This is a genomic window from Alienimonas californiensis (genome assembly GCF_007743815.1).
Lineage (GTDB): Bacteria > Planctomycetota > Planctomycetia > Planctomycetales > Planctomycetaceae > Alienimonas > Alienimonas californiensis.
The window spans coordinates 4,299,850-4,313,191 of sequence record NZ_CP036265.1 but is presented as its reverse complement, the minus strand read 5'-3'; the positions used below and the strand labels follow the sequence as shown (position 1 = coordinate 4,313,191).

The window sequence follows — 13,342 nt, the reverse complement described above, 5'->3', positions numbered from 1 at the left end:
GGGCGGTGCTCGGTGCGCTCACTGGGCGACGGAGCGGCTGCCGTCCGGGCTGCCGCTGATGGGGACGCCGTTCGGCAGCGGCCGGGCGGCGACGTACAGGCCGGCGGCGCGGGCTTCTGCTCGCAGAGCCCGGAAGGCGGCGAACGCCTCCGGCGCCACCCAGAACGTCGCCGTCGCCCCCGGTCCGGCGGTCGCCAGCAGGAAGCGGAAGTCCGACCCCTCGGCCAGCGCCGCGTCGAGCGTCGCCGAGGGATCGTCCCCGGCGTCCGCCAGCGTCCAGCCGGCCAGTCGGAACCGCACGATCCCGGGCGAGGCGGACCGCACCCGGTCGAGTACGTCGTCCGTTTCGCGTTCGATCCGGTAGTTCATCACGTAGCCGGACATCGGCCCGACGGTCCCGTCGTAGCCGCCGCGGTCCATGATTTGATTGCGGCGCCGCTGGATGTCCTGCTCCAGCTTGGCGGTGAGGTCGTCGATCGGCACCGGCCGCACCAGGCCTCCCTTCGGGTCGTTTGGATCGCCGACGAGGCGGAAGTGCAGTTCGTCCCCGGTGACCCGCCGTCCGACCGGCAGGGCGGAATGCTCGAAGCGCTCGGGCGGCTTGTCGCCCGCCGCCGCGGCCTTGGCGGCCCAGAGATCGCGGTCCAGCCGGGCGGCCTCGGCGGCCCGGGCGGCGGCGGCGGCGTCTGCCTGAATCTGGGACATCGCGGCCCGGCGGCGCTGCAATTCCGCCGCGGCGGCCGCCGCCCGCTGGCGTTCCCGCTCCGCCGTCTCCGCCGCCATCAGGTGAGCCGCCGCCGACTCGTCCACCCGTCGGCGGAGCACTGCTAGAGTGGCCTCCGCGGCGGCGACGTCCCGCTCCAGCGACGCCGGCACGACCGGCGGGGGCGTCGGCTCAAACACAACGTTCGGCTTCGGGGCGATCAGGGGAACCCGGACCATGGCGGGCGGCTCCAAAGCGACCGGCTCCGAGACGATCGGTTCGAGGGCCATCTCCGGCGCCGCACTCTCCGGCGCCGGGGCGTCCGCCTCCGCGATCGACGCCGCCGGGCGGGCGGCGGCCTGCAGGGCGGTCATCACCACCAGCACCACGAGGATGCCCACCAGATTCGCGAGGACGTCCAGGAAGCTGTCGCTTCCGGCGTCCATGTCTTCGTGCCGGCGCCGACTCATCGCGTTCCGCCTTCAATTTTTACGGTCGCCCCGGCCCGCTCCGCGGCTTCGATGAATCGCTCCACCTGTCCGCGGCCTTCGGGGCGGACGCTCAGACGCAGTTCCGGGCTCCAGCGGAACCCGGTCGGCGGTTCGCCGCGATCGGCGAGACGGCGATCGAACTCCTGTTTCAGGGTGGCGATCAGCCTGTCGTTGTCGTCCGGCAGCGGCGCCCAGTGCCCGTTGATCCAGAGGTGAGAGGCGGCCAGCGTGGCGGGCGTCCGCACGTTAAAGCGGATGCGGGTGTCCCGCTCCGGCGTCCCGCCGCGTTCGCCGAAGGAGCGGCTCTTCGAGCCCTCGGAGGGCTCGCCGCCCGCCGCCCCGCCGCTGGCTCCGCCCGCCGCCCCGCCGCTGCCGGACGCTCCGCCCGCTGAACTGCTGGACGAACCGCCCGCCGAGGCGCTGGACGAACCGCCGGACGCGCCGCCGTCGGCCGTCTCGGCGCCCGTGGCCGGAGCGGCGAGCGCCTGCATCGCCGCCTCCGCGGGCGAATCTGTGGAGGCAGTGCCCTCGGGACTGGCGCCCCCGGGACTTGCGCCGGCGGGACGGGCGCCAGCGGGACGGGCGTCAGCGGGGGGAGCGTTCATTCCCGCAACGCCCTCGCCCGGGGCCACGCCGTCAGCGCCGGCGGGAACCGGCGGGGGAGCGGCGGCGCCGATCGCGGCGCCGCCGGGAGGCGTGACGCCGCCGGAACCGCCGGCGGCCGCGGGGAATCGTCCACCCGCCGGGTTGAACGGCTGGGCGGCGACGGCGGGCGTCGAGCCGATGATATTCAAGCGATCCGCCGGCGAGCCCGCGGGGAAGGCCTTCGAGAGGTCCGGACGACCGGCCGCAGCGGCCCCCGCCCGGCCCCCGGCGAAGGGATCGTCCGGCGCCCCGCTGAGCGGCGCGCCGCCGGGCGGACCGGGCCGGCCGGCCCCGGCGACGCCGGGCAGACCGGGGCCGGGGAGGCCGGGCGGGGAACCGCCGCCGCCCTGACCCGCCGGTCCGCTCGCGCCCGGGAAGCCGGCGCCGACGAACCGCGGGTCGTCCTCGCCCGGTAGCGGAGCCGGCAGGCGTTGCAGCGCGTCCCGCACCGCGACCGCGACCGTTCCGGAAGTCTCCGGCGTCGCTTCGCCCCAGGCGATCTCCGCATCCTCGTCGAGCAGTTCATAGCCGAACCGAATCCCCGCCGCGGTCAGCGCGCCGGCGACCTGATAGAAGGCCGGCAGGCCGTCCGGCCGCACGATCAGCAGGACGTAGCTCTCCCCGGTCGCCGCGGACGCGGCCTGCACGCCGGCCACCACGGGCGCCACGCCGGTCGGCGCCGGTCCCGCCGCGCCCACCGGCACCGTGACGCCGTAGGGCCGCAACCGCGCCCCGGCGGCGATGCATTCCACCAAGATCGGCCGGTCCGCGGTCACGCCGTCCGGCGTGCGGACAACCGGCAGCAGGGCGCGGGGGGAGTCGTCTTCCTTTGCGGCGGCGACGGCAGATTGAAACTCCGCCACCTCCGCGGTCGCCCGGGCCGCGGCCGCGGCGCCGCTGTCCCGAACCTGTTCCAACGACGCCAGCCGGGCGCCGGCGGAGGCGACGGCGGCCGCCGCCTCGGCGGCGGCGAACCGGGCCGCTTCAATCTTCGCTTCCGCATCCCGACGCCGCAGCGTCGCCGCGTCGAGCCGAGCCGTCAGCTCCGCCGCTGCGGTCCGGGCGCTCGCCAAGCGGCGCCGCAGCGGTTCGCCCGGGTCCGGACCCTCGTACGGCAGTCGCACGACCCGCGGCGGTCCGGGAGGAAGCTTTGGTAGGATCGGCTCCGGCGGCGGGGCGGGAACCGGAGCGAGCAACGGTTCCGGCGGCGGCTCCGTCACCGTGACGACCGGCGCAGCGGGCTCCGGCGGTTCGGCCGCGGCAGTGGGGGCGGGGGGCGTGTCGCGGACGTGCTGGGAGAGCGCGATCAACAACACGATCAACGTCCCGCTGGCGCACAGGAGCACCGTCAGGAACGGAAAGAGACTGACGTTCGGACCGCTGGCGCGTCGCACGGGTCAGAGCTTTCGCCGCCGCCCTCAGGCGGCGCGCCTCTGGGAGGGCACGACGTGCGCGCTCGTCGGCTGCGGAGCCGACTGCCCCGGCACGCCACCGAGGCGCATCGTCAGCAGGTGGGCGGCGGCGGTCAGCGAGTGCACCGCTTCCTCAAAGTGGCCGGCCTCGTTGACGGTCGCCAAGCCGGCGTCGATCCGGCCGGCGATCATCGAATGCGCCTCGGTCCGCTCGGCGATCGCGGCGAGGGAGTCCGCCAGATCGCGGAGCCGGTCGGAGCGATCCACGTCCGCGGCGGCGGCCTCCTCGAAGCCGTCGCTCCAGCGGGAGACGGCCCCGGTCATGGCGTCCGTCGCGGCGCGCACGGCGGAGAGGAACTCCTGGCCGGCGGCCTGTTGGCGGCGTTCGGCGGCCTCCGCGGCCGCGGCGGTCTCGGCCCGGATGCCCGCGGCGAAGGCGGCTCGGCTTTCGGTCAGCGTCTCCGCCCACGCCGACCGCATCTCTTCCAAGCTGCCCCGCCAGGCGGCGGCGTGCACCTCGGCGAGATCGCCGGCCCGGCGGCGCATCAGTTCCGCCACGTCGGCGGCGGCGGCCCGCACGGGGTCCTCCTCCGCCGCCGGGCAGAGCGGCAACAGCGCGCGGAACGCGACGTCTCGCAGTCGTTCCAGGTTCGACAGCTCCGCCCCCTGCACCGCATGGGTGCCGAAGACCAACACCAGCGACAGGGCGAGAGCCAGGGCCGTGGTGTCGAACGCCACCGCCAAGCCGCCCGTCACCTCGCCCAGCGATTCGCCGAGGCCGTCCGGATCAATGCCGGCGATTGCCAGCGTGATGCCGACGACCGTGCCGAGGAAGCCGAGGATCGGCACCGCCCAGGTGATCGTGCGGACGAGGCCATAGCCGTCGTGCAGGCGGTCCGCGGCGGATTCGTGGAGGGCGCCGAGCCGCGTCTCCGCCCGGTCGGCGGGGGGCGGATCGGTCAGCAGTCCGCGGACGCGGGACGGGGCGGCGAGGCGGGATTCGCCGGCCCAGGCGAGGGCGTCGGCGGTGGTCGGGAATCGGCAGATGGCCAACGCGGCGACGGCCCGGCGTTCCGCCCGATGGCCGACCGCCCGCATCAGCACGGCCGCGGCGCCCGCGAAGAACAGCCCGACGGTCGCCACCGCCAGCGGGTGGCCGAGCGCGTAGCGGGTGATCAGCGGATGCGCCAGCGGCCCGCCGTCGCCGCAGGCGACGAGGAACAGGGCGGTCAACGCCGCCGCGACGGTCGCGGGGGAGGTCAGGAGTTTCAGCACGCAGACGCCTCGAACCCGGGGGCGATCGCCACGCCCGGGGCTCCGGGCGGCAGCGCGGGTCCTAGCAGCCGGCGCCCCGTTCGGTCCATGCCGCCTCGCGGCCGCAACCCGCCGCGCGCGACGCGATCAGACCCGCAGGGCCGCCAGCGGAGCGCCCTCCGCCCGCTTCAGCGGACGGCCGATCGGCGTCATCTCCTCCTCCTCCGGGTCGATCCCGAGCGTGTCGAAAACGGTGGCGAATAGATCCTGCACGCGGACCGGATCGGTCGGCTCCTTCTCCCCCGCCGGGTCCGTGGCGCCGATCACCCGGCCGGAGGCCAGCCCGCCGCCGCCGACGAGGCAGGAAAAGCCCTTCGGCCAGTGGTCGCGGCCGTCGAGCGGGTTGATCCGCGGGGTCCGGCCGAACTCCGTCATCACCAGCACGACCGTGCTTTGCAGCAGGTCGCGGGCTGTCAGGTCGTCCAGCAGGGCGGCGAGGGCCGGGTCGAGGCTCTCCGCCTGCGTGGCCATGCCGCCGAAATTGTCGGCGTGGGTGTCGAAGCCGTTCAGCGTGACCTCCACCGCTCGTACGCCGGTCTCGATCAGCCGGCGGGCGACGAGGCAGCCGCGGCCGAAGCGGGTGTCGCCGTAGGCGGCCCGCAGGGCGGCGGACTCCTCGTCGATCTCGAAGGCGCCGACCTGCGGGGAGTCCATCATCGCCAGCGCCTCCTCGGTCGCCTCGTCGTGTCGGCTGCGGGCCAACTGGCCCGGCCGGCCGGCGGCGAAGGAGCGAGAGAGCGCGTCCAACCCGGCCAGACGCCGCTCCCGCCGTGCGGGGGCGGCCCAGTCCCGCAGATTCGCCGGCGGCCTGCCGGGGTCGTGCACCTGGAAGGCGTCGAACCGAGCCCCGAGGTAGCCGCCCCGCGGCGCCCACTGGGCCGGGTTGAGGGCCACGTGAGCCGGGATCTCCAGCCCCTCCGGCGGGGACGCGTAGGCGGCGACCGCCCCCGCGGAGGGGTGCTGCACCGTCGGGTCCGGGCGGTAGCCGGTCTTGAGGAAGTAGGTCGCCCGTTCGTGGTCGCCCTCGGCGCTGGTGAGCGACCGCACGACGTTCAGCCGGTCCGCCCGCTCCGCGGTGCGGGGCAGCAGGTCGGCGAACTGCACGCCCGGCAGCGAGGTCTTCACGGCCTTCGTCGGCCCGCCGATCGCCGTGCCCGGGTGCGGGTCGAACGTCTCCAACTGGCTCATCCCCCCCTGCATCCACAGGATCAACAGGCTCTTCGCCCGCTCCGCCCCCCGCCGCTCGGCGGCCCGGCCGGTCAGCGGCGGCAGGGCGAAGGAGAGCCCCAACGACGCCGCCGCGGCCAGCACGGAACGCCGGCCCGGCGAGAAGCGGCTCAACCTGAAGGGCGGCGGAGCGATCAGTGATTCCATGAGAACTCCGGCGCGTTGAATAGGGTCCAGTAGACGTCCTCGATCGGAGCCTTCGCTTTGCCTTCGCCCGGCTCGTAGTAGGCGGCGAGGGCGGCGGTCTCCGCCTCGGTCGGCCGACGGGTGAGCGTGCAGAGGAACGCCGCCTCGACCTGCCGGGGCGGCGGGCCGGCGAACCAGCTCAGCCGGGCCGTCGCCCCGAGCGGCTGGGCGCTCGCGATCTCCCGCGGCAGGCGGCCGTTCATGCGCAACAGGGCCTGTGGCACCGTGCCGGGTTCGCGAATCAGTTCTTCCTCGCCGAGATCGCCGTAGTTGCGGACGAAGTCGACGGTGCGGAAGAACCGGATCGCCCGCACGAACAGCGGGCTGTCGGCGTCGAGGGTCCTCACGCTGCCGGCCTGCGTCATCGCCCCGATCATCTGCTCCGGCCGCAGCCGGGTCAGCGGGAAGACGGCCCCGGCCCGGGCGAGGCGCTCGTACTCCGCTTCCTCCGTCCCCGGCGCCGACGACGAGAGCCGGAACGCCCGTGACGCCGCGATCGTGCGGATGAGTCGTTTCAGCCGGTACTCCCCCGGTCCGGCGAAGGACGCGGCGAGCCGGTCCAGCAGGTCGCCGGCTTCGCCCGGTTCCAGCGGTTCCGGGTCCGGCAGATCGTCCACCGGCTCCTTCCAGGCCCGGCCGAACAGCAGGCCCCAGGCCCGGTTCGCAGTCGCCCGGCCGAAGCGGCGGTTGTCCGGGTGCGTGACCCACGCCGCCAGGGCCCGCCGGCGGTCGGTCGAATCAGCCTCGTAGTCCGCCGGCAACCGCTCCGGGGCGAAGGGCACGGCGGGGGCGACGACGCGGTCCTCCAGCGTTTCGCGGTCCTGCACGGCGAACTCCTTCGGCCCGCCCTTCTCCCGCGTCCGCTCCCGCACGCCGGTGAGACCGTAGGCCGTGCGGCCGTAGAACGCGGCGAGCCCCTCGAAGTCGCCCTGCGACCACTCCGCAAAGGGGTGGTCGTGGCACTGGGCGCAGTCGATCCGCTGCCCCAGGAACGCCCGCACCGTGCGGCCGGCGAGGGCTTCGCGGTCCAGCCGATCGTTCTCCACCTCGGCGGTGACGAAGTTCACCTCCGGCCTGGCGGTCCATATGCCGTCGCCGGCGATCATGCGGCGGACCGTCTCGTCCCACGGGGCGTCCCGGTGCAGGCGGTCCGCCAGCCACGCCTTGAAGCGGTCGCGGCGAAACAGCACGAGATTCCCCTCGTGCACCCCCACCAGCGCCCGGGCGAGGCGTTCAGCCCAGTACTCCGCGAACCGGCGATCGGCGAGCAGGCGGTCGGTCCAGCGCGTCAGCCGATCCGGGCGGGCGTCCGCCTCGAAAGCGCGGACCTCTTCCAGCGAGGGAATCGTGCCGTGCAACGCCAGCGAGAGCCGCCGCAGGACGAGCAGCTCCTCCGCGGCCGGGGCCGGTTCGACATCCTCTTCAGTCCACCGTTCGTGAAAGAAGCCGTCGATCGCGGCGGGGTCTGGAGCGTCTCTCAGCGGCGGCGGTCCCGGCGAGACGTCGCGGGCCGCGGCGGCGAAGGTCGCCGCACAGACCGCCCCCACGGCGGCAAGAGCGAGCCAGCGGCGGGAGGGGCGGGCGAACGACACGGGGGCGGGGCGAAACGGGGCGGTCAAACAAGGATACCCGTTCGGAACTCTCGAAGTTTCCGCGGGATTCGCTGCAACGCCGAGGTTCTTTGCCAGGTATCGTCCGGCGTCCCCCTTTTCACGCCCCGTCGGTAATCCATGCCCGTCGCACTCGCCCCGCCGATTGCCGCGGCGCCGGCGGGTCACGCGTTCGGCGAGAATCCGCCGGGCCGCCTCCGCCGCGTCGTGGGCTGGGTCGTCGTGGCGGTGCGGGCGACGGTCGGCACGCTGAGCTTCGGCGCCCTGCTGGCCGCCGTCGCCGCGGTCCCCGGCGGGCCGCTGCTGGCGTTGGGGTGGATGTTGGAGGCGGAGGGCCGGGCCGCGAACGGCGGCCGGGCGAAGAGTGAAGGCGAAGCGGGGCGAACCTCCAGCCCGCCGCTCGGCCGTCTGCTGCGGGCGGCGGCGGCGCTGGCGGGCACGGCGGCGGCGATCTGGCTCGTCCTCCAGCCGCTGCGATTCGTCGCGGGGCTGGCATCGGACGCGGCGGTCATCGCCCCCGGCTCCACCGCGGCCGGGGGATGGCAGGCGGCGACTTGGGCGCTGGCCGCGGGGCTGGCGGTGCACCTCGGGCTGTGGCTCCTCGCCGGGGGGAGAACGGGGTGGTTCCGACCGCTCCGCAATCTGCTGCGGGTGTTCCGGTCCCCCGGGGAGGCGCTGGACCGGCTCGGCGCCCGGTGCGGCTGGCTCTGGGTCGAGTTGGTGCCGCTGCGGGCGCTTCTGCTGGGGGCGCAGGGGCTGATCGTCGCGGCGGCGTGGGCCCTGTTGCCGAGCGTGTTGCTGGCGATCCAGGGCGACGGGGCAGGGCGGGCGCTGGTGCGCACCCTCGGGGCGATCTGGTTGGCGGGGGTTCTCCCGCTGATCCCCGCGGCTCAGGCGAATCTCGCCGCGGCCCGGCAGGACGGATTCTGGCGGAGCCTGCGGGCCGGCTTGAACCCGCGGGCCGCCTGGCGGACGTGGCGAACCCGGCCGGCCCGGTGGGTCGGCGTGCTGCTCGCGGTGATCGTCGGCTCGTTGCCGCTGTATTCGTTGGCGGTGGTCGAGGTCCCCGCGGACGCCCGCTGGCTGCTCACGCCCGCCTGCATCGTCGGCGTGCTGCCGAGTCGGCTGCTGGCCGGCTGGACCCGGCGGGGCGTCGAGGCGATCGCCGCCCCGCGGCGTCGGTGGTGGACGGGGGGCTGGCTACTGCTCGGCTGGGCGGTTTCGCTGGCGTACGCGGGGATGCTGTTCCTCACGCCGCTCGTCAGCGCCGCCGGCCCCGCCGCCGCCCTGCGGCAACCGGGGCTATTCACCCCGGTGCCGTTCTAAACGAGTCGAAGCTCTGCGATGGCGAGCGGGGGGCGTGAGCCCCCCGTGTGTTCGCACGCTTTCAAATACACGGGGGGCTGACGCCCCTTCGCTCGCCTGTCACTTGCGGTTCAGGCGCCGCAGTTGGCCGACGAGATCGCCGTAGGCCAGCGGCGCCGGGGGGAGGCGGACCGGGTCGGCGGTCGCTCGCAGTTGGCGGCTGACTTCGTCTTCCAGGCCGTCCAGCCACTCCGGCGGCTCCGGGCCGCTGGGGCGGCTGCGTTCCCGCAGGCGGTCGACCTCGCCGCGCAACTCCGCGAACCAGGCCCGGGCGGGCCGGCCGTGGCCGCCCTTCAGGCTGGGTTTGACGAGGGCGTACAGCCGTTCGCGGATCAGCGGGCCGACGAGGCGTTCCTCCAGCTTGTCCCGCACCCCCGGCAGGCGGACGCCGTAGTGCTCCTCCCGGTCGGCGAGCCGGACGAGGTGCATCTCCGCCCGCTGCCGGGTGTCGCGGCGCATCATGCGGAGCCAGCGGTCCGCCAAGTCCAGTTCGCCGGTGCGGGCCAGCGCCCGAAAGATCACCGCCCGCGGCACGCGATGCCATTCGTCCCGGTCGTAATCGACCTCCACCCGCAGGAAGTCCAGCAGGCAGTAGAACCGCTCGCCGTAGTCGCTGCGGGTCGTCAGAGAGTTGTATTCGATCCAGCGATCGACCTTTTCCACCACGATCTGCAGGATCAGGGCGAGCAGCTTCTCTGCCTGGGGGCGCTCGATCCGGCGATCCAGCAGATCGTTCACCAACGTATTCGGTTTGAGCGGATCCGGGTTGCGGACCAGCGCGTCGAGGTACTGGTCCACGCCGGTGTGCAGCACCATCCGCACGTGCCCCAGCGTGAGGTTGCGGGCGTGCAGTAGTTCGCCGCCGTACTTGGCGATGAAGTCCTTGAGGTCCCGGCGCAGGCCGGGGTCGCGGAGGTTCTCGGCGACGCTGAGCCGCAGGGTGCGGCTGTGCCCGATCCAGAGGGTCCGGAACGGCCGCAGCAGACGGGAGAAGGTACGGACGCGGCTCTCGATCGGGCTTTCGTAGAGGCTGCGGCGGCCGCTCTCCCGCGGATCGGGGGGGATGCGGGCGAAGTTCGGGGCGGCGAGGCGATCCGGCGGGGCCGTCGCCCGCACCGCGGCGGCGGTCGCGGCACTGAGGGCCCGGCGGAACAGGCGATCGAACTCCGTCACCACCGGCCCGCCGATCCGGCTGCCGCGTTCGGCGTGCAGCACCGCGGCGAGTAGGCGGTGCGTCTGAGAGATCAGCCCCAACCGCGGCAGTTCGACGGCGAGGTGATCCAGCAGGCGCCAGTCGGCACGGCTGCGGGCGGCGACGACGGGGTCCCCGCCGCGGTCCGGCGGCACGTACAGCAGGCGCCGCCGCCGCAGTTTGGCGGCGAAGGCGGCGAAGGTGCGGCGGGCGGCGGCCCGATCCCGCCGCTGCACCGCGGCCAGCAGGCGGTGAGCCGTGACGTCGAACTCGTCGGCGCCGGGTTCCGCGTTGCCGGACGCCCCGTCGCCGTCGCCGTCGCCGTCACTGTCGTCTTCGTCGTCGCGGAGGGCGCTCGCGGCGGGGGTCTCCGCGGAGTCGTCGAGGCGGGCGCGGGCCAGACGGGTCGTCAGCGTCAGTTCCGCCGCCGCCCCGATCAACCGGTGCACGAGGCGGTGCCGGATCTGCAGGCGCTCGTCCCGCAGCATATTTTCGATCTCGTCGCCGGTCGCCGCGCCGACCGGCCGTTCGTGAATCAGCGCCGCGGCGGCGGTGAGTTCATCCCGCAGCCGGTCCAGTTCGCCGGTCCAGTGCCGGAGCACGTCGACGAACGGGCCGGCCTCCGCCGGGGCGTCGGGGCCGGCCGCGGGGGGCGGGGGCACCGCGGCGATCGCGTCCCGCCAGAGGGCCGCGACCGCCTCCCGGTAGCGGATCGGCACGTCCCAGCCGCGAACCAGTTCGGGCAGCAGTTCGTCCAGGTCGGCCGGCGGGCCGGGGCCGTCCAGCAGATCGCCCTCGACGCCGTCGTCCGTGCTGTCCTGAAAGGTGACGCCCTCGTAGGCGGCGGCGAACTCGTCGCCCTCTTCCTCGTCGCCGCCGTCCGGGTCGTCGTCCTCGCCGATCAGCAGGGCGTCGCCGCCCTTGCGGGGGGCGGCGCGTTGGCCGTCCGGCAGTTCCAGCGCGAGGTGCTCGGTGTTCGGTTCGAGCCGCTCGAAGAACTTCGCCGCCGGTTCGGCGACGCCGTCGACGCCCGCCTCGCCGGCCGCGGAAAGCTGACCGAGCAGGCTGCGGCGGAGCAGATGGAAGACGGTGTTGCCCTCCGGCCCGGCGCCGAACTTCTCCGTTTCGCCGACCCAGTAGTACAGCAGGCCCGCCGCGGCGGCAGGCTGGTCGGTGCGGAGCAGCAAATCGGCCGCCCGGGCCAGCGAGGCCCCGCGGTCCAGTTCGTCCAGCCGCTTCGCCCAGAAGCCCAGCCCCGCGTCGGCCCCGCCGGCGTCGTGCCATTCGCCCAGCACGCTGGCGACACGGGCGGCACTCTCCACGGCCGCGGCCCCCTGCACCGCCGGCAGGCCGTCGACGGCGGTCGTGGCGAAGCGGTCCCACCAGTCCGCGAACCGCTCCAATCGTGCGGCGAAGCCCACGCCGGCGCCGGCCTCGCCCGCTTCGCCGGCGGCGGGGGCGGGATCGTCCGCGGAAACGCCCCGGGCCGCCGATTCGATCCGGACTTCGCCGCCCAGCCGCAGCGTCTCGCCGACCAGTTCGATCAGGGTTTCCAGCCGCGGGTCCGGCAGACTGTCCTCCCGGGCGCGGAACAGCGGGTACTGGCCCTGATAGCCGATGACCGTCCACGGGTCCGGCAGCAATCCGCAGTCGACGCCGCGGCGGATCAGCCCGGCGGCGGCGTCCCAGCGGTCGGCGGCGTCCCGCAGGCGACCGGCGGGGTCCTTCGCCGCGGCGAAGCCTTCGGCGAGGGCGCATTCAATCCCCGCCTCCAGACGGCCGGCGGCGCTGGGGTTGTCGGCGGCCTCCTCCCGGGCGGCGTCCGGCTGACCGAGCCGGGCGTACTGGGTGGCGACCGTCCGCCCCTGTGCCTGCCGGGCCGTCAGGTCCGACAGGCTGAGGTTGAGGTACTGCCGGACGTGGCCGAAGGGCTGCCGGGTTCGCTTCGTCACCTCGGCGAGGCGTTCGGCCCGTTCGCCGGTCTGGGAGTCGATCAGCCACTCGTAGAAGCGGTCCCGCAGCGCCGCGATGCGGGGGAGCAGCGTCATCAGGGAGGCCGCCGAGTCGTGGGCGTGCGGGTCCCGGCCGGAGACCGCCGCCGCCATCAGCACCGTGCCGGCGAGGGCCGCGGAGCCGTCGAACAGCCGCTCCGCCGGCGGGCCGTCGCCGTCGCGTTCCACCCAACGCTGGATCGCGCCCAGCACCGGCCGGCGGAGCACGAACCGAGTGTAGTCGCCGCCTTCGGCGTCCTCGTCGCCGTCGTTCTCATCCGTCAGCCGGGAGAGGCCGCCGGCCCGGTGGCTCTCCGGGTCCCATTCGCCGAACAGGTAGTTCGTGCGTTTGTAGACGGGGTGGCGGTCGTCGTAGGTCCGCAGGTCGAGGGCCAGCTCGCGCATGCGGTCCGGGTGGAACTCCGCCTCGTCCAGCATGTCGGCGGGGGTTTGCCGCAGCAGGCCGAGCGTGGCGTCGAGTAGTTCGGCAGTCGGGCCGGGGGCGCTGCCGACCTCCGGCCGCCACAGCGGCACGGGGCGGTGCCGTTCGTGGGGATGCACCTCGCTGCGGGCGCCGCCCTCCAGCACCGGGATCGGGCGGTGACCGACGTAGTCGTTCAACCGCAGCACCGCCGCCCGTACGACGCCCGCCCCGCCGGCCGAACCGTCCGCCTGCTGGCCGACCTGCAACAGGGCGTCCGCCGCCGCGGCCAGGAACAGCGGGGCGGACAGATCCGCCTCCGACAGATCCGGCAGCAGATCGCGGTGGTAGCGGCGGTAGTCCCCCGGCAGGGCAGCCAGCCCCTCCAGCGCCGTTCGCGCCTGGGAGGCGTCCGCAAAGGCGGCCCGTTCCCGGCTCAGCACGTCCAACCGCTCCGACAGGGCCGCCAGAACGCGCGGGTAGGGCGGAACGGAGCCGGCGCCGGCCGCCGTCAGCGCGGCGGCCAGTTCGCAGAAGCCGACCGCCAGTGGGCCGTCGTTCCCCCCGGACGAAAAGTTCAACGCCCCCAAGATGCGATCGCAGGCGTCGGTCAGCGAAGCCGTCGGCGGCGCGGCGGCGGGATCGGCGTGCGGTTCGGCGGGCGTGGTCAGGTTCGTCACCGGGGCATTAGCGCAGGCGGCGCGGGCATTTCAACCCGGACCCGATCGGCCGCGCCGGGGAGGTCCGCGGGGGTTGTCGGTGGGAAGGGTCGCCGGGGGTCCGTA

At 74.6% G+C, this 13,342-nt stretch carries 7 protein-coding genes; 1 reads left to right on the top strand and 6 read right to left on the bottom strand.

Going from position 1 to position 13,342, the window contains the following annotated elements:
* Positions 1–18 precede the first annotated feature (18 nt).
* From CA12_RS17035 to CA12_RS17015, 5 genes are all read right to left on the bottom strand, one after another.
* Positions 19–1,149 (bottom strand): hypothetical protein, encoded by a 1,131-nt coding sequence (locus CA12_RS17035; RefSeq protein ID WP_145360209.1) that lies wholly within the window; start codon positions 1,147–1,149, stop codon positions 19–21.
* Between the two features lie 20 nt (positions 1,150–1,169).
* A complete protein-coding gene (locus tag CA12_RS17030) occupies positions 1,170–3,233 on the bottom strand; it encodes a hypothetical protein (protein ID WP_145360208.1) in 2,064 nt (687 codons plus the stop codon).
* Positions 3,234–3,257: 24 nt separating this feature from the next.
* Positions 3,258–4,526: a MotA/TolQ/ExbB proton channel family protein gene (locus CA12_RS17025; RefSeq protein ID WP_145360207.1), complete on the bottom strand. Its 1,269-nt coding sequence runs from the start codon at positions 4,524–4,526 to the stop codon at positions 3,258–3,260.
* Between the two features lie 126 nt (positions 4,527–4,652).
* The gene (locus tag CA12_RS17020; protein WP_242687978.1) at positions 4,653–5,906 is read right to left on the bottom strand and encodes a DUF1501 domain-containing protein; all 1,254 of its coding nucleotides are present in this window, start codon (positions 5,904–5,906) and stop codon (positions 4,653–4,655) included.
* 20 nt (positions 5,907–5,926) lie between these two features.
* Positions 5,927–7,570: a DUF1549 domain-containing protein gene (locus CA12_RS17015; protein WP_165700823.1), complete on the bottom strand. Its 1,644-nt coding sequence runs from the start codon at positions 7,568–7,570 to the stop codon at positions 5,927–5,929.
* Positions 7,571–7,708: 138 nt separating this feature from the next.
* Here CA12_RS17015 and CA12_RS22220 point away from each other — a divergent pair, with 138 nt between their 5' ends.
* On the top strand, positions 7,709–8,914 hold the full coding sequence (locus tag CA12_RS22220) for a hypothetical protein (RefSeq protein ID WP_165700822.1): 1,206 nt from the start codon (positions 7,709–7,711) through the stop codon (positions 8,912–8,914).
* A gap of 99 nt (positions 8,915–9,013) precedes the next feature.
* Here CA12_RS22220 and CA12_RS17005 read toward each other — a convergent pair whose 3' ends face one another.
* Positions 9,014–13,237, bottom strand: coding sequence for a hypothetical protein (locus CA12_RS17005; protein WP_145360203.1), 4,224 nt, complete (start codon positions 13,235–13,237; stop codon positions 9,014–9,016).
* Between the last annotated feature and the right edge of the window lie 105 nt (positions 13,238–13,342).